Annotated in this window: 22 protein-coding genes; 13 read left to right on the forward strand and 9 right to left on the reverse strand. The window is 67.9% G+C overall.

The features are described 5' to 3' along the window. Positions 1–15 precede the first annotated feature (15 nt). The 3 genes from ASD47_RS05550 to ASD47_RS05560 are packed head-to-tail and all read left to right on the forward strand — an operon-like array spanning position 16 to position 3,755. A complete protein-coding gene (locus tag ASD47_RS05550; protein ID WP_056752771.1) occupies positions 16–1,371 on the forward strand; it encodes a DUF3667 domain-containing protein in 1,356 nt (451 codons plus the stop codon). Positions 1,372–1,381: 10 nt separating this feature from the next. After that, positions 1,382–3,343 carry an acetyl/propionyl/methylcrotonyl-CoA carboxylase subunit alpha gene (locus ASD47_RS05555; RefSeq protein WP_056752772.1) on the forward strand — a complete coding sequence of 654 codons (1,962 nt, stop codon included), beginning with the start codon at positions 1,382–1,384 and terminating at the stop codon, positions 3,341–3,343. A gap of 10 nt (positions 3,344–3,353) precedes the next feature. Beyond that, positions 3,354–3,755, forward strand: a complete 402-nt coding sequence (locus tag ASD47_RS05560) for a DUF1489 family protein (RefSeq protein ID WP_056752774.1) — start codon at positions 3,354–3,356, stop codon at positions 3,753–3,755. A 148-nt stretch (positions 3,756–3,903) separates the two neighbouring features. Here ASD47_RS05560 and panC read toward each other — a convergent pair whose 3' ends face one another. Then, a complete protein-coding gene (panC, locus tag ASD47_RS05565; protein WP_369800255.1) occupies positions 3,904–4,749 on the reverse strand; it encodes a pantoate--beta-alanine ligase in 846 nt (281 codons plus the stop codon). 196 nt (positions 4,750–4,945) lie between these two features. Between panC and ASD47_RS05570 the strand changes: the two genes are divergently transcribed. Further along, positions 4,946–5,782, forward strand: coding sequence for a division plane positioning ATPase MipZ (locus tag ASD47_RS05570; protein WP_056752781.1), 837 nt, complete (start codon positions 4,946–4,948; stop codon positions 5,780–5,782). 30 nt (positions 5,783–5,812) lie between these two features. Continuing rightward, on the forward strand, positions 5,813–6,238 hold the full coding sequence (locus tag ASD47_RS05575; protein WP_056752785.1) for a DnaJ domain-containing protein: 426 nt from the start codon (positions 5,813–5,815) through the stop codon (positions 6,236–6,238). Positions 6,239–6,243: 5 nt separating this feature from the next. On the opposite strand, the gene ASD47_RS05580 is transcribed toward ASD47_RS05575, so the two are convergent. Further along, positions 6,244–7,551, reverse strand: coding sequence for a D-alanyl-D-alanine carboxypeptidase family protein (locus ASD47_RS05580; protein WP_056752889.1), 1,308 nt, complete (start codon positions 7,549–7,551; stop codon positions 6,244–6,246). 314 nt (positions 7,552–7,865) lie between these two features. Between ASD47_RS05580 and ASD47_RS05585 the strand changes: the two genes are divergently transcribed. From ASD47_RS05585 to ASD47_RS05600, 4 genes are all read left to right on the forward strand, one after another. Then, complete coding sequence (locus ASD47_RS05585; RefSeq protein WP_028040708.1) at positions 7,866–8,300, forward strand: phasin family protein; 435 nt, start codon at positions 7,866–7,868, stop codon at positions 8,298–8,300. A 124-nt stretch (positions 8,301–8,424) separates the two neighbouring features. Next, positions 8,425–8,883 carry a RidA family protein gene (locus ASD47_RS05590; protein ID WP_056752788.1) on the forward strand — a complete coding sequence of 153 codons (459 nt, stop codon included), beginning with the start codon at positions 8,425–8,427 and terminating at the stop codon, positions 8,881–8,883. Continuing rightward, positions 8,883–9,656 carry a glycerophosphodiester phosphodiesterase gene (locus ASD47_RS05595; protein ID WP_056752791.1) on the forward strand — a complete coding sequence of 258 codons (774 nt, stop codon included), beginning with the start codon at positions 8,883–8,885 and terminating at the stop codon, positions 9,654–9,656. Before ASD47_RS05590 ends, ASD47_RS05595 begins: the two co-directional genes overlap by 1 nt. Then, positions 9,653–10,813 (forward strand): GNAT family N-acetyltransferase, encoded by a 1,161-nt coding sequence (locus ASD47_RS05600; RefSeq protein ID WP_056752795.1) that lies wholly within the window; start codon positions 9,653–9,655, stop codon positions 10,811–10,813. Before ASD47_RS05595 ends, ASD47_RS05600 begins: the two co-directional genes overlap by 4 nt. On the opposite strand, the gene ASD47_RS05605 is transcribed toward ASD47_RS05600, so the two are convergent. Beyond that, positions 10,810–11,295, reverse strand: a complete 486-nt coding sequence (locus tag ASD47_RS05605; RefSeq protein WP_056752798.1) for a pyridoxamine 5'-phosphate oxidase family protein — start codon at positions 11,293–11,295, stop codon at positions 10,810–10,812. The genes ASD47_RS05600 and ASD47_RS05605 overlap by 4 nt on opposite strands. Before the next feature lie 59 nt (positions 11,296–11,354). Beyond that, complete coding sequence (locus ASD47_RS05610; protein ID WP_056752801.1) at positions 11,355–11,924, reverse strand: DUF5655 domain-containing protein; 570 nt, start codon at positions 11,922–11,924, stop codon at positions 11,355–11,357. A gap of 122 nt (positions 11,925–12,046) precedes the next feature. On the opposite strand from ASD47_RS05610, the gene ASD47_RS05615 reads away from it, so the two are divergent. Together ASD47_RS05615 and ASD47_RS05620 are read left to right on the forward strand one after the other, a co-directional pair. Next, positions 12,047–12,478, forward strand: coding sequence for an HIT family protein (locus ASD47_RS05615; protein WP_056752803.1), 432 nt, complete (start codon positions 12,047–12,049; stop codon positions 12,476–12,478). A gap of 63 nt (positions 12,479–12,541) precedes the next feature. After that, on the forward strand, positions 12,542–12,988 hold the full coding sequence (locus tag ASD47_RS05620) for a BLUF domain-containing protein (RefSeq protein ID WP_156402122.1): 447 nt from the start codon (positions 12,542–12,544) through the stop codon (positions 12,986–12,988). A gap of 58 nt (positions 12,989–13,046) precedes the next feature. Here the strand turns inward: ASD47_RS05620 and ASD47_RS05625 are convergent, their stop codons facing one another. From ASD47_RS05625 to ASD47_RS05640, 4 genes are all read right to left on the reverse strand, one after another. Continuing rightward, a complete protein-coding gene (locus ASD47_RS05625; RefSeq protein ID WP_056752809.1) occupies positions 13,047–13,418 on the reverse strand; it encodes a hypothetical protein in 372 nt (123 codons plus the stop codon). Between the two features lie 103 nt (positions 13,419–13,521). Further along, on the reverse strand, positions 13,522–15,843 hold the full coding sequence (gene clpA, locus ASD47_RS05630; RefSeq protein ID WP_056752811.1) for an ATP-dependent Clp protease ATP-binding subunit ClpA: 2,322 nt from the start codon (positions 15,841–15,843) through the stop codon (positions 13,522–13,524). A gap of 11 nt (positions 15,844–15,854) precedes the next feature. Further along, entirely contained in the window at positions 15,855–16,184 is a 330-nt protein-coding gene (clpS, locus tag ASD47_RS05635) for an ATP-dependent Clp protease adapter ClpS (RefSeq protein ID WP_007672483.1), read from the reverse strand. A 374-nt stretch (positions 16,185–16,558) separates the two neighbouring features. Continuing rightward, a complete protein-coding gene (locus tag ASD47_RS05640) occupies positions 16,559–17,584 on the reverse strand; it encodes an NADP-dependent oxidoreductase (RefSeq protein ID WP_056752814.1) in 1,026 nt (341 codons plus the stop codon). A gap of 115 nt (positions 17,585–17,699) precedes the next feature. Between ASD47_RS05640 and ASD47_RS05645 the strand changes: the two genes are divergently transcribed. Both ASD47_RS05645 and ASD47_RS05650 read left to right on the forward strand, forming a co-directional pair. Continuing rightward, a complete protein-coding gene (locus tag ASD47_RS05645) occupies positions 17,700–18,620 on the forward strand; it encodes a Gfo/Idh/MocA family protein (protein WP_056752815.1) in 921 nt (306 codons plus the stop codon). 110 nt (positions 18,621–18,730) lie between these two features. Next, entirely contained in the window at positions 18,731–19,672 is a 942-nt protein-coding gene (locus tag ASD47_RS05650) for a DUF808 domain-containing protein (RefSeq protein WP_056752818.1), read from the forward strand. 31 nt (positions 19,673–19,703) lie between these two features. On the opposite strand, the gene ASD47_RS05655 is transcribed toward ASD47_RS05650, so the two are convergent. Next, entirely contained in the window at positions 19,704–20,294 is a 591-nt protein-coding gene (locus tag ASD47_RS05655; protein WP_056752821.1) for a sigma-70 family RNA polymerase sigma factor, read from the reverse strand. Between the last annotated feature and the right edge of the window lie 239 nt (positions 20,295–20,533).

Raw genomic sequence — 20,533 nt, forward strand, 5'->3', positions numbered from 1 at the left:
CGAGCAGGGGGCCATATGACGGGCGAAATGGAAGCAGCGGCGGCGGACTCGTTCAGCGAGTTCTTCAAGCGACGCAGGAAGCACGCCTTCGAAGGCGTCGGAAAGCCGTGCGCCAACTGCCAGACCACGCTTGAAGGCCCTTACTGCCACGCCTGCGGCCAGAACGCCGACACCCACCATCGCTCGATCGGCCACCTGATCTGGGAGGCGATCGAGGGGATGTTCCACCTCGACGGCCGCCTGGCCCTGACCCTGCCGGCCCTGTTCCTGAAACCGGGCGGCCTGGCCAAGGACTACATGGAAGGCCGGATCGTGCGGCACGTGCCGCCGTTCCGCACCTTCCTGGTGGCCCTGCTGCTGTTCATCTTCGCGGCCGAGCACGCCATCCATTCGGCCCAGCACCACGCCGAGGAAGAGGCCCACAAGCGCGCCGAGGCCCTGGCTACGCCGCAGGGCCGGGCCGCCGAGGCCGCCCGCCTGCGCGCCGAAGCCGTCAAGGACCGTGACGCCAGCCTGAAGGAAGCGGCGACGGATCGTGACGCGACCCTGGCCGAGGCCGCCAAGGATCGCGACGAGGAGCTGAAAGACCCCGACGAGGAGCGGGCCAAGGTCCTGGAGCGCTATGAACGCGGCGCCGCCAAGGCGCGCGCCGACTATCAGGAAGGCGTGGCCAAGGCCCAGACCGACTACGCCGAAGCCGTCGCCAAGGCCGACCAGATCGCCGCCGGCAAGCTGCCCGAAGGCGTGGGACTGACCCCTGAGGAGGCCCGCAAGGCCGACGCGGCGCGGATTCGGAACCTGTCGCTGAACGGCGAGGTCCCGGCGGTGACGATCCACGACGACGGCCACGTCGAGACCGGGGCCATGCCGCCCGAAGCTCAAGCCGCGCTCAAGGAAGCCGCGGCCAAGGGGCACGATCCGTCCAAGGCTCTCCGCTGGAGCGGCGGCTGGCTAAAGGAAAGCATCGCCAAGGCTCGAGAGAACCCCGAATTCTACGTGTTGGTGCTGTTCACCTGGGGCCATCGCATGGCGGTGTTGCTGCTGCCGATCGTCGGCCTGGCCCTGGCCCTGGTCTATCGCAACAAGCCCAAGTTCTTCATCTACGACCACCTGCTGGTGGCGATGAACCTGCTGTCCTTCGCGTTCCTCACCAACGCCCTGGGCCTGGTCCTACCCGACGCCGCCAAGACCTGGTGGTTCGGGCTCCTGGTGCTCTGGACGCCCGTGAACCTGTTCCAGACGCTGCGGGGCGCCTACGGGTCCAGCATCGTGGGTGCGGCGCTCAAGACGCTGATCGTCTGGTGGGCCACCGTGTTTTCCTTCTCCCTCCTGCTCGTCGGCCTGGCGCTTCTGGCTCTGGCCCAGATCTAGGAATATCGTCTTGATCTCGTCTGTCCTCATCGCCAATCGCGGCGAAATCGCCCGTCGGATCATCCGCACCGCCCGCGAGCTGGGCGTGCGGACAATCGCGGTCTATTCCGAGGCGGACGCGCAGGCGCCGTTCGTGATGGAGGCCGATGTCGCCATCCTGATCGGTCCGGCCCCGGCCCGCGAGAGCTACCTGGTCCCCGAGAAGATCCTGGCCGCCGCCCGCCAGACCGGCGCCGAGGCGATCCACCCGGGCTACGGCTTCCTGTCCGAGAACGCCGACTTCGCCCAGGCGGTGATCGACGCGGGCCTGGTCTGGATCGGCCCGCCGCCCTCGGCCATCCGCGCCATGGGCCTGAAGGACGCGGCCAAGAAGGTAATGATCGCGGCGGGCGTGCCGACCACCCCCGGCTATCTGGGCGAGGACCAGTCGGTCGAACGCCTGGCGGCCGAGGCGGCCAAGATCGGCTTCCCGGTGCTGATCAAGGCCGTGGCCGGCGGCGGCGGCAAGGGCATGCGCAAGGTCGACAGGGCCGAGGACTTCGCCGCCCTGCTGGCCTCGTGCCAGCGCGAGGCCTCGGCCAGTTTCGGCGACGACCGGGTGCTGCTGGAAAAATACGTCACTCGTCCGCGCCACATCGAGGTGCAGGTGTTCGGCGACAGCCACGGCAATATCGTCCACCTGTTCGAGCGCGACTGCTCGCTGCAGCGCCGCCACCAGAAGGTCATCGAGGAGGCTCCGGCCCCCGGCATGGACGAGGCGACCCGCGCGGCCGTCTGCGGGGCGGCGGTCAAGGCGGCCCAGGCCGTGGGCTATGTCGGGGCGGGCACGGTGGAGTTCATCGCCGACGCCAGCGAGGGCCTGCGCGCCGACCGCATCTGGTTCATGGAGATGAACACCCGGCTGCAGGTCGAGCATCCGGTCACCGAGATGATCACCGGTCAGGACCTGGTCGAGTGGCAGCTGCTGGTCGCCTCGGGCGAGCCCCTGCCGCTGGCCCAGGACGAGATCGAGATCGACGGTTGGGCCATGGAGGCGCGGCTTTACGCCGAGAACCCGGCCACGGGCTTCCTGCCCTCGACCGGTCCCCTGACCCATTTCCGCCTGCCCGAGGGCGACGTGCGGGTGGACAGCGCGGTGGAGGAGGGCGGTGAGGTGACCCCGTTCTACGACCCGATGATCGCCAAGCTGATCGCCCACGGCGTCGATCGCGAGGACGCCGCCGTTCGCCTGGCCGAGGCCTGCCGCCTGGTCGAGGTCTGGCCGGTCAAGACCAACGCCGCCTTCCTGGCCCGCTGCGCCAGCGACCCCGACTTCGTCGGCGGGGCGGTGGACACGGGCTTCATCGAGGCGCGGCTGGAGGACCTGACCCAGCGGACCTTCTCCGACGCTCCGACCCTGGCGGCCATCGGCCAGCGACTGGAGGCGTTCATGGAGGCCGACCAGCCCAGGGCCGACGTCTGGGCCAGCGCGCCGTCGCGCCTGCTGGGCTTCCGGATGAACGCGCCCCGGGCGGCGATGAAGCTGCCGCTCGCGGTGGACGGCAAGGCCATGCCGCTGCGCGTGGCTCTGGCGGGGGGAACCGGCGACGACTGGTCGTGGGACATCACGGTCGAGGACGGCCGGCCGCTGGACGATGTGGACGTGCTGCCCTCGGCGTTCGGCGGCGATCCGCTCTACGTGTTCGAAGGCGGCGACGTCCGCGAGTTCGACTTCACCTACCAGGCCGGCGGCGCTCATGCGGCGGCCTCGGACGGGGCGATCCTGTCGCCGATGCCGGGCAAGATCGTCTCGGTGGCCGTCGAGGCCGGCCAGGCGGTGGTCAAGGGCCAGACCCTGCTGACCCTGGAGGCCATGAAGATGGAGCACGCCCTGGCCGCGCCGTTCGACGGCGTCGTCGCCGAGCTGTCGGCCGTGGCCGGCGGCCAGGTCAGCGAAGGCGTGGTGCTGGCGAAGCTGGAGCCGGTCGCCTAAGTAGGCCGCCATGCCCCTGCACATCATCAAGCTGGTCGTCGGCTGCGACAACATCGACGAACTCGTCGCCTGGCACGCCGAGGCCGACCGCCCGTGGATCATGCACACCCGCATGACGCCCAAGCGCGTCGACGAGGTGCTGGACGGCGGGTCGCTGTACCGCGTGATGAAGGGCCAGATCCTGTGCCGCCAGACGATCCTCCGGATCGACACGGTGGGCGAGGGCCAGGCCTCGCGCTGCGAGGTGACGGTCGATCCGACCATCGTCCGCGTCGCGCCTACCCCTCGGCGGCCGTTCCAAGGCTGGCGCTATCTCAAGCACGAAGACATCCCGCCGGACCTGACCGAAGCCGAGGCGGCCGAAATGCCGGCCGACTTGGCGCGCCAGTTGCGGGAGCTTGGGGCGTGGTGATCACCCCATAATCCGCTCATCCCGGCGAATGCCGGGACCCAGATGGGATAGCTGGGAGACGGGTTCCTCTAGCTCTGAGTTCATCCCATCAGGCGCAACGCCATAGGATCTGGGTCCCGGCATTCGCCGGGATGAGCGGGTTCTTGAGCTAGACCGCCATGTTGTCGATCAGCCGCGTCCTGCCCAGCCAGGCCGCCACCAGGATGCGGCCGTCGGCTTGACCGATCGGACCTGGGCCCAGGCGCGACAGGTCGCTCGCCTCGCGGATATCGACATAGTCCACCTGGCGGAAGCCGGCGGCGAGGATGGCGGCCTTGGCGGTTTCCTCGGCTTCGTCGATTCGCCCGCCCGCGGCGACGGCCTCTGCGGCGGCCTTGATCGCGTTCGGCAGGGCGACGGCGGCGGCGCGCTCCTCAGCGCTGAGATAGGCGTTGCGCGAGGACAGGGCCAGGCCGTCCGTCGCCCGGGCGGTGGGGGCTCCGACGATCTCGACCGGGATGTCAAGGTCCCGGACCACCCGCTTGATGACCTGGAGTTGCTGGTAGTCCTTCTCGCCGAAGATCGCGACGTCAGCCTGGGATTGCAGCAGCAGCTTGGTCACGACCGTGGCCACCCCGCCGAAGAACTGCGGACGGGCCGCGCCCTCCAGCGGCTCGGAGACGCCGGTCAGGTTGACCGTGGTCGAGAACCCAGGGGCGTACATTTCCGAAACGTCCGGCGCGAACATCAGGTCGCAACCGACCTCGGCCAGCAGCTCGGCGTCCCGGGCCTCGCCGCGCGGATAGGAGTCGAAGTCCTCGTGTGGGGCGAACTGCTTGGGGTTGACGAAGACGCTGGCCACGGTTCGCCGCGCCTGGACTTGGCCGAGCTGGATCAGCGACAGGTGGCCCTCGTGCAGGGCGCCCATGGTCGGGATCAGCGCCACGCGCTCGCCGGCGGCCTTCCAGGCGGCGACCTGGGCCCGCAGGTCGGCGACGGTGCGGACGATTTTCAGCGTCGATTTCGCCACGGCGAACTCCTGCCTCGAACAGGCGTTGGCTTATGACGGACGCACGCCCAGGCGTCCACCTGCGACAATGGGTCCACAGGGAAGCGACCCCGGGATTGACGTGGCGTCCTCTCAGGGCGTCTCCTGCATGTTAATCTTTCATTGAGAGTCGCCGAGTCGGGCGAAAAGAAGGAAAGAAGGCATGGCCGAAACGCGTGTCATCGTCGTCGGCAACGAGAAGGGCGGGGCGGGCAAGTCCACCATCGCCGTCCATCTCGCCACGGCGCTGCTCTATGGCGGCGCCAAGATCGCGCTGCTGGATCTCGACCTGCGCCAATGCACCTCGATGCGGTTCTTCGAGAACCGCAAGGCCTGGGTGGCCGGCAACGGCGTGACCCTGCCCGAGCCGCTGCCGTTCCGGCTCAGCGACGACGACGTCGCCCTGGCCGCCGCGCCGGAAGCCGACCAGGTGGCCAAGTTCGAGGCCGCCTTCGTCGCCGCGCGCGAGGCCGCCGACTTCGTGCTGATCGACACCCCCGGCGGCGATACCGCCATCTCGCGCATGGCCCACGGCCTGGCCGACCTGATCGTCACCCCGATGAACGACAGCTTCGTCGACTTCGACATGCTGGGCCATGTCGATCCGGTGACGATGGAACTGCAGAAGCCCAGCCTCTATTCGCTGACCGTCTGGGAGGCCCGCAAGGCCCGCGCCCTGTCGGGCCAGCGCCAGGCCCTGGACTGGGTGGTGCTGCGCAACCGCCTGGCCACCACCGAGGCTCGAAACCGCAAGCGCGTCGAGGACCGGCTGACGGCCCTGTCCAAGCGGGTCGGCTTCCGCATGGGCCCTGGCCTGCGCGACCGGGTCATCTATCGCGAGCTGTTCCCGTTCGGCCTGACCATCGCCGACCTGTCGCCTCAGGTGCGCCCGGTTCCGGTGTCGCTGCAGCACCTGGCCGCCCGCCAGGAACTGCGGGCCCTGATGCACGCCCTTGGCCTTTCGGCCTATTCCGGGGAAACTCTGCTCGCCGCCCAATAACGCAAGGGCCGGCGCCGGGATTCACGCTTCATGTTTTATCTGCTGCTGGGCGGCGCGATCCTGCTGTTCGTCCTGTCGGGCCGCGCCACCCGCGTCTTGAAGGGCGACGGCTGGCGGATCGGCGCGGGCATAACCGCGCTGCTGGCCTTCGCGGGCGCGGCCTATGCCGGCGTGCGCAGCGAGTGGCCGGTCTGCATCGTGCTGCTGGTGATCGGCGCCTGGAGCGCCACGACCGCTCGCCAGCGCCCGGCGGTCTCCAAGGCCCGGCGGACCGAGGGCGGGCCGAGCCTGGCCGAGGCGAGGGCGATTCTTGGTGTCGGGCCGCAAGCGTCCAAGGCCGAAATCCAGGCCGCCTATTCGCGCCTGATCCGCATGGCCCACCCGGACAAGGGCGGCACGGCTGGCTTGGCCGCGCAGCTCAACGCCGCGCGGGACCGGTTGCTGGACGGAAAGTAGGGCGCTTACCGCGGGGCCAGGACCATGCAGGGCTGGCGCTTGGCGCTGATCGCGCGGCAGGCGCCGCGAGCCGCGTCGGCGGTCAGGCCCTGGAACTGGGCGCGGAAGGTGCTGCTGGCGGCCCCTTCGACCGCGCCCTCGGCGTCGGCCACGAACTTCGAGAAGCGCGAGCGGACCAGCGCCAGCTGCTCGTTGGCCAGGCTCTTGGACTTGAAGGCCCCGACCTGCACGGCCCATTCGCCCTTTGCCTTCTTTGGCGCGGGCTTCGCCTGGGCCGCCTTCAGGGTCGGCGAGACCTTCAGGGCCGCGGGAGGACGGGGATTGTCGGTCAGCACGATCTTCAGCCCGGCCTGGTCGCCGTCGCCTTCCTCGGTGGAGGGACGCATGATCGGGCCGGTCGGCTCGTCTTCGTACAGGTTGGCGGCGATGGTCGTGCGCTCGCCGTGCGAGCGGCGCTTGAGCACGTCGAAGCCGGTGGTCAGCAGGTCTTCCATGTTGTTGTCGCGCCAGGCGGTGGACGACCCGCCCAGGACCACCGCGATCAGGCGGCGGCCGTCGCGCACGGCCGAGCCGGCGAGGTTGTAGCCCGAGGCGTTGGTGTAGCCGGTCTTCAGGCCGTCGAAGCCCTGCATGTTGGTCAGCAGGCGGTTGTGGCCCGGGATATAGCGGCCGCGGAACTCGAAGCCCTTGATGCTGAAGTAGGAATAGTACTGCGGGAAGTCGCGCATCGTGGCGCGCGACAGGATGGCCAGGTCGCGGGCGGTCGAGATCTGCCGGCTGTCGGGCAGGCCCGAGGCGTTGACGAAGCGGCTGTTGCGCATGCCCAGTTCTTGGCCGCGCAGGGTCATCAGGGCGGCGAACCGCGACTCGCTGCCGCCGAGTCGCTCGGCCATGGCCACGGCGGCGTCGTTGGCCGACTTCACCGTCATGGCGCGGATCGCCTCGTCGACGCTGATGCTGTCGCCGGGCTGCAGGCCCAGCTTGGTCGGCGTCTGGGCGGCGGCGTGCGATGAGAAGGGCACGCGGTCGGTCAGCTTCAGCCGGCCTTCGCTGAGCGCCTCGAAGGTGAGGTACAGCGTCATGATCTTGGTGACCGACGCCGGGTAGCGCGGGCTGTCGGCCCTTTTGTCATAGAGCATCTCGCCTGAATTGGCGTCGATGACGATGGCCGCGTACTTCGGCTCGGCGCTGTTCATCTGCAGATACGGGATCTGAGCCGAGGCGGAGACCGGGGCGGCCAGGCCGCTCAGCATGGCGCCGGCCACACCGAGAGCGGCAAGAACGGAGCGGACCGGGATAAACTTGGCGAACATGGCGAATGCGTCCGTCATTTGAACTGAGCGGTTCCGCACCGCCACACGCGTGACATTAGCATGCGCGTCGTGGCCTTTCGCTAAGGTAAACAAGTGGTGAGCGATTTCGCCGCAGAGATGGATAATTTCAAGGCGTTGCGGCGAAGCTTCGGTCTCGCGCCCAAGGCGAGCGAATGTGTCCGTCGGTTTATGGTGCGCTGCACAATTTTCTTGACTGCTGCGGTGCAACATGAGACACCGGTGTTGTCCCAACGCATGGCCTGGACCCGCTTCTCCATCGTCGTGCCCCGCCCCCTCTGCCAGGAGTCTCCCCCATGGCCGCCGCTGAAACCCTGAAGAACACCGTCGAACAGTTCAGCACCGCCTCGAACCAAGCGTTCAAGGACGGCGTCGAGAAGTCTCTGGCCGCTCTGGCCGAGGCCAACACTCATTCGAAGAAGAACCTGGAAGCCGTCGTCGCCTCGGTGACCGCCGCCACCAAGGGCGCCGAAGCCCTGGGCGCCCAGACCTTCGCCTATTCGAAGAAGGCCGCCGAGGACCAGGTCGCCGCCGCCAAGTCGCTGGCCGCCGCCAAGAGCGTCCAGGAAGCCGTCGAGCTGCAGACCGCCTGGGCCAAGTCGGCCCTGGAAGCCTACATCGCCCAGGTCAGCAAGGCCTCGGAGATCGTTTCGGCCTCGATCAAGGACTCGGTGAAGCCGCTGAACGAGCGCGTCACCGCGACCGTCGAAAAGCTGCAAGCCGCCCGCTAAAGGCGACCGGCTCCTTCCAGAGCCGAGAACAGTTTGAAGGCCCGAGCCGGCAACGGTTCGGGCCTTTTTTCTTGTCCTGGCATCCCGCCGCGCTAAGCATGCGTCCAAGTCATTGGAGTGTGTGATGTCGAAGGTCGAACAGCGTCTGGCGGAACTGGGGATCGTGCTGCCGCAACCGGTCGCGCCGGTCGCCAACTATGTGCCCTTCGTCGCGACGGGGAACCTGATCCACATCTCCGGCCAGATCTCGCTCGACGCCAATGGCGGCCTGAAGGGCACGGTCGGGACGGACGTCGACCTGGAGACCGCCCAACAGGGCGCGCGGCTGTGCGGCATCAACCTGCTGGCCCAGATGAAGGCGGCCGTCGGCGACCTGGACCGGGTCAAGCGCGTGGTCAAGCTGGGCGGCTTCGTCCAGGTCAGCCAGGACTTCATCGACATCCCCAAGGTGATCAACGGCTGCTCGGACCTGATGGTCGAGGTGTTCGGCGACGCCGGCCGCCACGCGCGCTCGGCCGTCGGCGTCTACAAGCTGCCGCTGGGCTTCTCGGTCGAGGTCGACGCCGTGGTCGAGGTGGCCTGATGCGCGCGCGGCCCCGCCCCGCGACCGAAGCGTTTGGCGAGGCGTGGGAGCGCCTGTTCGAACCGGCGGTGGCGCATCGTGGGCTGTGGTCGCCGGATGGCGCGCCCGAAAACTCCCTGGCCGCCTTCCAGGCCGCCTGCGCCCACGGCTATGCGATCGAGTTGGACGTCCAGCTGACCGCCGACAACCACGTGGTGGTCTTCCACGACGATCACCTGGAGCGCCTGACGGGCGTGCCGGGGCGTCTGCGCGACCACACCGCCGCCGACCTTGGCGAGTTGAAGCTGTCGGGTACGGACGAGACCATCCCCACCCTGGCCGACGCCCTGACCCTGATCGGCCATCGGGCCATGGTCTATATCGAGCTGAAGACCCCGTTCGGCGAGGTCGGCGAGCTGGAGAAGCAGGTCAGCGAGATCCTGCTGGACCACAACGGCCCGACGGCCGTGATCGGCTTCAATCCCTATTCCCACGCCTGGTTCGCCGAGCACCAGCCGCAGATCCTGCGCGGCCTGGACAGCTATGGCTGGGCCGACGAAGGCGCCCGCAAGCTGGCGCCGGAGCTGCGCAAGTCCCTGGCCAATCTCGAGCAGATCGAGATCGCCCGGCCGGACTTCCTGGCGTTGGGCCTGGACATGCTGCCCAGCGCCCGCGCCGACCAGCTGCGCGCCAAGGGCATGCCGGTTATCGCCTGGACGGTGCGTTCGGCCGAGCAATGGGACGGCGTCCGCGACCATTGCGACAACCTGATCTTCGAGGGCTTCGCCGCGTGACAGGCGTCAAGGCGGAGGTGCGCGTCCACCGGCGCATCGCCGAGATCGGCCGCGACGCCTGGGACGCCTGCGCCGCCCCGCACGGCGATCCCTTCGTCAGCTTCGACTTTCTGGACGCATTGGAAGAGAGCGGCTGCGCGGTCGAACGCACCGGCTGGGCGCCGCATCACCTGTCGGTCGAGGACGAGGCCGGCCGGGTGGCGGCGGTCATGCCGCTTTACCTGAAGTCCCACAGCCAGGGCGAATACGTCTTCGACCACAGCTGGGCCGACGCCTATGAGCGGGCAGGCGGGCGTTATTATCCCAAGCTCCAGTGTTCGGCGCCGTTCTCGCCCGTGACCGGGCCACGACTGATCGTGCGGCCGGACATCGACGTCGACGACGGCCGCTCGGCTCTGCTGGGCGGCGCGCTCACGCTTTGCGACCGCCTGAAGGCCTCGTCGCTGCACGTGACCTTCCCGACGGCCGACGAATGGGCGTGGATGGGCGAACGCGGGATGCTGCGTCGCCAGGACCAGCAGTACCACTGGTTCAACCGGGGCTATGCGACCTTCGAGGATTTCCTGGCCTCGCTGTCGTCCAATCGCCGCAAGACCATCCGCCGCGAGCGCCGCGACGCTCAGGCCGGGCTGGAGATCGTGGCCCTGACCGGCGAGGCGTTGACCGAAGAGCACTGGGACGCCTTCTTCGGCTTCTACATGGACACCGGCGGCCGCAAGTGGGGCCGGCCCTATCTGAACCGGGCCTTCTATTCGCTGCTGGGCCAGCGGATGGCCGACAAGGTGCTGCTGATCTTGGCTCGCCGGCCGGGCGGTCCCTGGATCGCCGGGGCCCTGAACCTGATCGGCGGCGAATGCCTGTACGGCCGCCACTGGGGCTGCACCGAGGACGTCCCGTTCCTGCATTTCGAGCTCTGCTACTACCAGGCCATCGAGCACGGCATCCGCCTGGGCCTGCCGCGCGTCGAGGCCGGGGCCCAGGGGCAGCACAAGATCGCCCGCGGCTACTTGCCCAGCCCGGTCTATTCGGCCCACTGGATCGCCGACCCGGCCCTCCGCGAGCCGGTGGCGCGCTACCTAGAGCGCGAGCGCGAGGCGGTCGACGCCGAGATGGCGGTGCTCACCGAGGAGTTTTCGCCCTTCCGTCAGGCGCCTTAGCCCAGCCGGGTCTCGGCCACCTTGTCCTCGTAGTCCTTCTTGGGGTCGCGCCCGAGCAGCATCTTCAGGCCCGCGAACAGGCTGTTCTCGTTGAGCCAGATCTGGGCGTCGCCGGCGTCGAAGCGGAGCAGGCGGATCTTGGGGTCGGCCTTGCCCTCGAACCAGGCGGCGACGAAGGGATTCCACAGACGATCGATCGTGGCGCGGTCGTCGTGCACGGACAGGCCGCCTTCCACCGAGGCGAACAGGTCATGGCCTTTGGACGCGAAGTGCAGCACCGCATCCTTCTGGCTGGCGAGTTCAGCCACCAGGTCGCTGTCGGACGAGGTGAAGAACCAGATCGGGCCGCCGTCGTCGTCCTCGACCAGCGCGGTCAGCGGCTGGGCGCGGCCGCCCTCGACCCCGGCCAGGCCGACCATGGCGGTGCGGTCGGACTTCAGCGATTTCCAGAACTTGGCGACGAGCTCGGCTTCCTTGGGCATGCGTCTTCCTCCGTTGGCCTAAGCGAACGAGGAGCTAAGGCGAGCGTTCCGGCGGCGTGTCACGATCGTTCGAAAGCGGCCTTCAGCAGGGCGCGAACCTCACCGTCCACGTCGGCCGGGGACCTGAGCGGCAGCTTGGCCTTCAAGCGTTCGGACCAGCTTTCGGTCTTCGGCTCCAACAGGCGAGGGGAGGTGTCCGGCGGCACGGCCAGACCCAGCACCGCGGTCCCGCCCTTGACCGGCTTGGCCGCCGCGAACTGGAACTCACGCGACCAGGCGCTGTAGGTCTTGCGCTGGCCCACGACCAAGCCGTCGAAGTCCGCGATCGCCGCCTCCACCGCCTGCAGGATCGCCAGCGAAGCCGGGTCGGTCCAGAGGGCGGCGCGGGTCTCGTCGGGATTGTCCCAGGCCCGTTCGGACGGGAAGGCCACCGACAGGACATAGCTGGCCCGGTTCTGGCCCAGGCCGTGGTGTTCCTTGAGCCAGCCGAGCTGCGCGCGGGGTCTGGTTTCAGGGCAGGTCCTGGCGATCGCCACCCAGTCTTCCAGGCTCTTGCCGGTGTCGCGGGCCAGGCCCTCGCGCACCGAGGCGAACCACTTCCTCTGGCGTTCGGTCAGGTGTTCCGTCATCGGCGGTGTCCTCCAACGCGGTCGACCAGCTCGACCGGCATTTCCCGGCGCGCGAGGCTCGCGGTCATTTGCGCGCCCCGCTCGGTTTGGTAGGTACGGTTCCGATCACGCCGGAGACGATCATGAGCCTTCACGGAACCTACGACGCCGACAATATCTTCGCCAAGATCATCCGCGGCGAGGTCCCGGCCGCGAAGGTGTTCGAGGACGACCAGGTCCTGGCCTTCATGGACGTCTTCCCGCAGTCGCGCGGCCATGTGCTGGTCATCTCCAAGACCAGCCAGGCCCGCAACCTGCTGGAGGCCGAGACCAAGACGCTGGGCCGGCTGATCGGGGCGGTGCAGAAGGTGACCCAGGCCGTGACGACGGCCCTGAAGCCCGACGGCGTGGTGGTGACCCAGTTCAACGGCGCGCCCGCCGGCCAGACGATCTTCCATCTGCATTTCCACATCATTCCCCGCTACGAGGGCGAGGCCCTGGGGCGGCATGGCGAGGGCATGGCCGACGCCGAAGAGCTCAGGGGCCTGGCGGAGAAGATCGCGGCGGCGCTCTAAGCTGAACCTTTGTCCTCATCGAGCATTGCGCCATGGTGGTGCTGGCTTTTGGGGGGCGGGTTCATGTTGGAGTTCGACGACGCACCGAAAGGCCTGGTGCGCCTGATCTACGCCAGTCGCGCCCAGGAGCTGGGGCGTGGCGGATTGCCCGAAATGGTTCGGACCATCCTGCTCAAGTCCATCCAAAACAACCGCATGGCGGCGGTGACCGGGTTCCTGGTGGCCGGCGAGGGCCGTTTCCTGCAGTTGCTTGAGGGACCGGCCGGCGAGGTCGAGCAGACCTTCGAGCGTATCCGACGGGATGATCGCCACGGCGACGTCCAGGTGATCTCGCGAGGCGCCGTCGAGCGCCGGATGTTCCGCGACTGGAACATGGCCCAGCATCAGATCGTCGCCGCCGACCGGAGCGTCCTGACCAAGGTCGGGTTGACCGCCTTTACGCCCGACGGGCTGGACGAGGCGCGCGCCGTGACCCTGCTGACAACGTTCGGCGCTCAGCACCTCCGCTAGACAGTCCGCGAGGGCGGAAGCCTGGTCGGCGCCGCCGCGCCGCCGCGCCGTCGCCCGGCTAGGACCCTAGCTTGATGATCGCCGTGGCCAGGCCGACGATCGCCGTCATGCCGCCCATCAGGGCCAGGCCCTGAAAGCGGAGCTTGTCGTTCAGTTCGGCCAGGATCTGGTGCTTGGCGACGGCCAAGTCCGCCTTCAGGGCCTGGGTGTCCATCCTGGTCGCGTGGGCGAGTTCGGCGAGATCCGCCTTGGTCGCCATGTTGGCGAGGTCGGCCTTCGTCGCTGTGTCGGCCTTGGTGGCCAGGCCGCTGATGTCCGGAAATTGCGCCGTCGATTGCACCAGCTCCACGATCGCTTCCGCCGCGCGCTCTTCCAGTCCCGCGTCGCGGAGGCGTTTCGTTGCTCCGAGCGTGTCGAAGGCGACTGACATGGGATCAACCTAGTCACGTGTTCTCGTTTTGTACAGTCGCATTTCGAGAGCGCTTCAATAGCAAAGAGGCCCGGATCGCTCCGGGCCTCTCGCTGTTTTCGACCTATTCGGTGAGCGCCGGTTCGGCCTCGTCTTCCTTGGTCGCCTTGCCGGGCTTTTCCGGATTGGACTCGATCTCGAAGGCGATCTTGCCGTTCTCCAGGACCACCTTGACGTGGCCGCCGCGGACCAGGCGTCCGAACAGGATGTCGTCGGCCAGCGGCTTCTTGATGTGCTCCTGGATGACCCGCGCCAGGGGGCGGGCGCCGTAGAGCTCGTCGAAGCCGTTCTTGGCCAGCCAGTCGGCCGCGCCGTCGCTCAGCGAGACCGTCACGTTCCGGTCGGCCAGCTGGGCCTCCATCTGCATGACGAACTTCTGCACGACCTGGCGGATGATCTCCGGCGTCAGCGGCTTGAAGGCCACCACCGCGTCGAGGCGGTTGCGGAACTCGGGCGTGAACAGGCGCTTGAGCGCGGCCTCTTCCTCGCCCTGCACCTTGTCGCGGCCGAAGCCGATCGCCTGGCGTTGGGCGTCCGAAGCCCCGGCGTTGGTGGTCATGATCAGGATGACGTTCCTGAAGTCGACCTTCTTGCCGTTGCTGTCGGTCAGCACCCCGTGGTCCATGACCTGGAGCAGGATGTTGTAGACGTCCGCGTGCGCCTTTTCGATCTCGTCCAGCAGCACCACGGCGTGCGGGTGCTGGTCGACGGCGTCGGTCAGCTGGCCGCCCTGGTCGTAGCCGACATAGCCGGGAGGGGCCCCGATCAGGCGGCTGACGGTGTGGCGCTCCATGTACTCCGACATGTCGAAGCGGATCATCTCGATCCCGAGCGTCGAGGCCAACTGCTTGGCGGCTTCGGTCTTGCCGACGCCGGTCGGGCCGCTGAACAGGTAGCTGCCGATCGGCTTGTCCGGGTCGCGCAGGCCGGCCCGGGCCAGCTTCATGGCCGAGGACAGCTGCAGAAGCGCCTCGTCCTGGCCGAACACGGCGCGCTTCAGGTCAGCCTCCAGCTCGCGCAGCGACTCGGTGTCGGACTTGCTGACCGACTTGGGCGGGATGCGGGCGATCTTGGCCACGACGGCCTCGATCTCCTTGACGCCCAGGACCTTCTTGCGGCGGCCTTCCGGCAGCAGCATCTGGCCCGCGCCCGCCTCGTCGATCACGTCGATCGCCTTGTCGGGCAGCTTGCGGTCGGTGATGTACTTGGCCGACAGCTCAACGGCCACCTTGAGGGCGTCGTTGGTGTACTTCAGCTTGTGGAAGTCCTCGTAGTAGCTCTTCAGCCCCTTGAGGATCTTGATGGTGTCTTCCACCGTCGGCTCGTTGACGTCGATCTTCTGGAAGCGACGGACCAGGGCCCGATCCTTCTCGAAGTGCTGGCGGAACTCCTTGTAGGTGGTCGAGCCCATGCAGCGCAGGGTGCCCGAGGCCAGGGCGGGCTTGAGCAGGTTGGAAGCGTCCATCGCCCCGCCCGAGGTGGCGCCAGCGCCGATCACCGTGTGGATCTCGTCGATGAACAGCACCGCGTTCGGGTGGTTCTCCAGTTCCTTGACCACCTGCTTGACGCGTTCCTCGAAGTCGCCGCGATAGCGGGTGCCGGCCAGCAGCGCGCCCATGTCGAGCGAGTAGATGGTGGCTTCCGCCAGGACTTCGGGGACCTGGTGGGTGATGATCTTGCGAGCCAGGCCCTCGGCGATGGCGGTCTTGCCGACACCGGGCTCGCCGACCAGCAGCGGATTGTTCTTGGTCCGGCGGCACAGGATCTGGATCGCGCGTTCCACTTCGTTCGCGCGGCCGATCAGCGGGTCGACCTTGCCCTGGCGGGCCTTTTCATTGAGGTCGACGCAATAGGCTTCGAGGGCCTCGCCACCGGTCTTGGTGTTGGGCTTTTCGACGTCTTCCTCGACCGTGGCGCCCTTGGCCGTCTTGGGCTCGGAGGCGCCGGCCTTCTTGGCGATGCCGTGGGCGATGAAGTTCACCGCGTCATAGCGGGTCATGTCCTGCTCTTGCAGGAAGTAGGCGGCGTGGCTCTCGCGTTCCGAGAAGATGGCGACCAGGACGTTGGCGCCGGTCACCTCCTCGCGGCCGGAGGACTGCACGTGGATCACAGCGCGCTGGATCACGCGCTGGAAGCCCGCCGTGGGCTTGGCGTCGTCCTCGTCGTCGACGACCAGCGAGGCCAGTTCGACGTCGAGATAGTTCACGAGGCTCTTCTTCAGAGCGTTGAGGTCGACATCGCAGGCGCGCATGACGCCGGCCGCGTCGTCGTCGTCAGTGAGCGACAGCAGCAGGTGTTCGAGCGTGGCGTACTCGTGCTTGCGCTGGTTGGCGTAAGCGACGGCGCGATGCAGGGATTCTTCAAGTGGGCGCGAAAAAGAGGGCAAGGGGAGGCTCCTCAATCCTTTTCCATGGTGCACTGCAGGGGGTGCTGATGCCTGCGCGCCGAGTCGATCACTTGCGCGACCTTGGTCTCGGCAACTTCGTAGGTGAAAACGCCGCAAACGCCGACGCCATGCTGATGAACGTGCAGCATGATCCGGGTCGCATCTTCGCGCGACTTGTTGAAGAAACGTTCAAGTACGTAAACGACGAACTCCATCGGAGTATAATCGTCGTTCAAGATCAGTACGCGATACAGCGAAGGTTTTTGTGTCTTCGGTTTCACTTCCGTGATGACCGAAGAGCCCGCGCCGTTGTTTTGTCCGCCTTGCTTTCGCTCGGCCATTGACCGCTTTCTCCCGGCGGGCCGAACAACCCGCCTTACATGGATTAGATATGGAAACGCGACAGCATTGGAAGGGGCTGTCGCGCCGCTGCGCCGCTTTAACACAGGGGCGCCGCGCAAAGTGGCGTACCGCTTGGGATAGCGGCGATGGGGGCAGGTTGGTTGCCTGGGGTGAGGAGCGCAAATGGGGGCGTTTTCACGCTCCGCAAGGGGCGGGCGGGGCGACTCAGTGGCGCTAGGCGGTGAGCGCTTGCCCCCTACGGGCCTTCGGCCGTCTTCCACCAGAGGGGGAAGAGCCTCCGGAGCGAAGGCTCCGCCCGCTATGGGGGCGGACAGACCGCGCAGCGGTCAGGTGGGGGCAAGTGGGCGTGATCTCACCCCAGCCTCACCAGCATCTTCCCCAGGTTCTCGCCCTTGAAGAGCTTGATGAAGGCGTCCGGCGCACGCTCGACGCCGTCCTCCACGGTCTCGTTCCACTTGATCTGGTCCGCGCCGATCCAGCCGGCCATGTCCTTGAGGAACTGCGGCGCCAGGTCGTAGTGGTTGGAGACGATGAAGCCCTCCAGCCGCAGGCTCTTGCCCACCGCCTGGATGATGTTGGGCGGGCCGGTCAGCTTTCCGGTCTCATTATATTGCGAGATCATCCCGCACAGGGCGAAGCGGGCGAACGGGCGGGCCGAGTTCAGGGCGGCTTCCAGGTGCACGCCGCCGACGTTCTCGAAATAGACGTCGATCCCCTTGGGCGCGACCTTTTCCAGTTCGGCGACCACGTCGGGCGTGGCCTTGTAGTCGATGACGTGGTCGACGCCGATGCTCTTGAGGAAGGCGACCTTCTCGGGTCCGCCCGCCGAGCCGATCACCGTGTGGCCTTTCAGCTTGGCGATCTGGCAGACCACCTGGCCCACGGCGCCGGCGGCGGCCGAGACGAAGACGACGTCGCCGTCCTTGAGGGCCGCGATCCGCAGCAGGCCGACATAGGCGGTCAGGCCGGGCATGCCGGCCACGCCGAGAAAGGCTTGCGGCGGCAGGCCATGGGTGTCGATCTTGGTCACCGCCCCCATGCCGCCGGCCGCCAGGGCCTTGGGCGAGACGTTGAACACCTCCCGCCAGCCGAACATCGTCGAGACGATGTCGCCGGGCTTGAAGTCGGGATCGTTTGAGGCCGTGACTTCGCCGATCGCGCCGCCCTGCAGGGCCTTGCCCAACTCGAACGGCGGCACATAGCTCTTCCGGTCGGTCATGCGGCCGCGCATGTAGGGATCGACCGACATCCACAGGTTCCGGACCTGGATCTCGCCGTCGTCCAGCGCGGCGACCTCGACGGTCGCCAGTTCGAAGTTGTCGTGCACGGGCTCGCCGACCGGGCGGCTCTTCAGACGGATTTCGCGCGACGTGACCATGGTGCTTCCTCCCGAGCCTCGTGATCGAGGCGCGTTGTTTAAACGAACGTTTAGACTGGTCTCGCCCGCGTCTCCAGTGCTTCCCGCACGAAAGCGAACGGTTTAGACAGCCGACATGACCCAGGATCTTCTCAGGGCGGGCGTCGTCGGCGCCGGCGTGTTCGGCGGCTACCACGCCAAGAAGTATGTCGAGCTGGAGGGCGTCGAGCTCGTCGCGGTGTTCGACATCGACCTGGCGCGGGCCCAGGCCCTGGCCCAGCCTCTGGGCGCGCGGGCCTTCGACGACATGGAGGCGTTCCTGGCCGCCGTCGACGTCGTCACGATCGCCACCCCCGCCGTGCACCACGCCAAGGCCGGCCTGGCGGCGCTGAAGGCGGGCAAGCCGGTCTATTCCGAGAAGCCCCTGGCCGTAACGCCCGCCGACGCCGACGCCCTGGTCGCCGCCGCGGCCAAGGCCGGCCTGCCCCTGGCCTGCGGCCACCAGGAGCGGGTGGTGTTCCAGGCCATGGGCCTGCTGGACATCCCCGAGCAGCCGCTGCGCCTGGAGGCCGTACGCCGGGGCACGCCCTCGGACCGCAACCTCGACGTCTCGGTGGTGCTGGACCTGATGATCCACGACATCGACCTGGCCCTGGCCCTCTGCGACGGCGAGCCGGTGACGGTGGAAGGCGAGGGGGCGATCACCCGCTCGACATCCCTGGACTGGGTCAAGGCCGAGGCCACTTTCGACAACGGCTTCACCGCGGTGTTCGACAGCTCGCGCGTCGCCGAGGCCCGCGAGCGGACCATGAAGGTCGTCTACCCGTCGGGCGAGGTCGAGATCGACTTTCTGGCGCGCACCTTCCGCAACACCACGCCGTTCCCGCTGATCGAGAATTTCACGGAGACGCCCGCCGGCAAGGACCCCCTGGGCCAGAGCGTCGCCGGCTTCCTGAAGGCCGTGAGGGGCCAGGCCCCGCGTCCGGTGGTGACCGGGGGGGAGGCGGCGCGGGCGCTGGATCTGGGCCTGGCGGTGGAGCAGGCGGCGGAGAGCTAGTCGCGCTGGGGCTGGGCGCCCCGCGCCGTCCCGAAGACGGGTTAGGGCTCGACCTCGGCGCGTGGTCCGGTTTATTCGCCTAGCTGGTCCTTCGCTACAGAGAATCCGCCATGCCCTCCGGTCTTGCCGCCCTCCTCGACGACATCGCCGGCATCACCAAGCTGGCCGCCGCTTCGCTGGATGACGTGGGCGGCGCGGCCAGCAAGGCCGGCGTCAAGGCCGCGGGGGTGGTGGTGGACGATACCGCCGTGACACCTGGCTACGCCATGGGCTTCACCCCCGATCGCGAACTGCCGATCGTCTGGAAGATCGCGGTCGGCTCGTTCCGCAACAAGCTGCTGTTCCTGCTGCCAGGCGCCCTGATCCTCAGCGCTTTCGCGCCCTGGGCGGTGACGCCGATCCTGATGGTCGGCGGCGCCTATCTGGCCTTCGAGGCCACCGAGAAGATCATCGAGGCCTTCGCGCACCATGAGGTCGCCGGCGAGGAGACCGAAGACCTGGCCCTCAGCAGCGCCGAACTCGAGGCCCAGAAGGTCGGCGGCGCCATCCGGACCGACCTGATCCTGTCGGGCGAGATCATGGCCATCGCCCTGGCGGACGTCGCCGACAAGCCGCTGGCCATCCAGGCCGCGGCCCTGGCGGTGATCGGGGTGGCGCTGACGATCGCCGTCTACGGCGTGGTCGCGCTGATCGTGAAGATGGACGATATCGGCCTGCACCTGGCCCGGCGCTCCAACCCTGGAACCCGGGCCCTGGGGCGCGGGCTGGTCAAGGCCATGCCGGTGACAATGGAGGCCCTAACGGTGATCGGCACGGCGGCCATGCTGTGGGTCGGCGGCGGCATCATCGTCCACGGCCTGGAGCACTTCCACCTGACCCCTGTGCCGCACTGGGTCGAGGGCGCGTCGCACTGGGCGAGCGCGGCTCCGGTGGTGGGCCCGGTCACCGGCTGGCTGGCCATGGCGGCGAGTTCGGCCGTGGTCGGCCTGATCGTCGGCGGGGTGATCGTTGGCGTGCTGCACCTGATCCCACGCAAAAAGGCGGCGCACTGAGGCGCCGCCCTTCGCTTGGTTGCGGGATCGATCAGGCGGCGCGGGGCGCCGTCCGGTAGTCGTCGATGCGCCGGAAGATCGCCGCCATGGCGGCGTGGGCCGGCTGGTGGTCCTCGGTGATCTTGCCGTCGGCGAAGATCAGGGCCAGGCGGTCGCGGGCCCGGCTGACGCGGCTCTTGATGGTGCCCAGCGCCGCGCCGGTGACTTCGCTGACTTCCTCATAGGACATGCCGGCGGCGCCGACCAGGATCAGGGCCTCGCGCTGGTCGGGCGGCAGCATGTCCAGCGCCCGGCGCATCTCGTCCAGTTCCAGGCTCGCCGTCGGGTTGGTGACGGACACGAGGGTGCGTTCGGCGACTTCCGGGTCGAGGGCGCAGGAGCGCCACGAGCGGCGCTTCTCCGAATAGAAGACATTGCGCAGGATCATGAATGTCCAGGCCTTCATGTTGGTGCCGGGCTGGTAGGAGGCGCGGGAGGCCAGGGCCTTGGCCAGGGCGTCCTGGGCCAGGTCATCGCCGTGGCTGGCGTTGCCGGTCAGCGAACGGCCAAAGGCGCGCAGGTGCGGAATCAGAGCGACGAGCTCGCGTTCGAAGATCGTCTTGGCCGAGTCTTGATGGGTCATGATGATGGTCCCCGTTTCAAAGACTAAACGCGCTCAACCAACTAAGGCTCCGCTTCGAGGTAAAAATATTTGACGATCGGCGCAGGCCCGGACGTGGCCAAGCGGCGTTCGTTGTCGATCTTTTCAGCTGTAGACGTCGGGAATAAATGTAGGGCGCCGACCTTGCCGCCCCAAACCTTTGGCTCGAAGGGGAAGCGGCTTCGCGGGTAGGGCCTGAGCCGGGACGCCATACAGGACCG

The organism is Caulobacter sp. Root1472, assembly GCF_001426985.1.
In the GTDB taxonomy this organism is placed as follows: domain Bacteria; phylum Pseudomonadota; class Alphaproteobacteria; order Caulobacterales; family Caulobacteraceae; genus Caulobacter; species Caulobacter rhizosphaerae.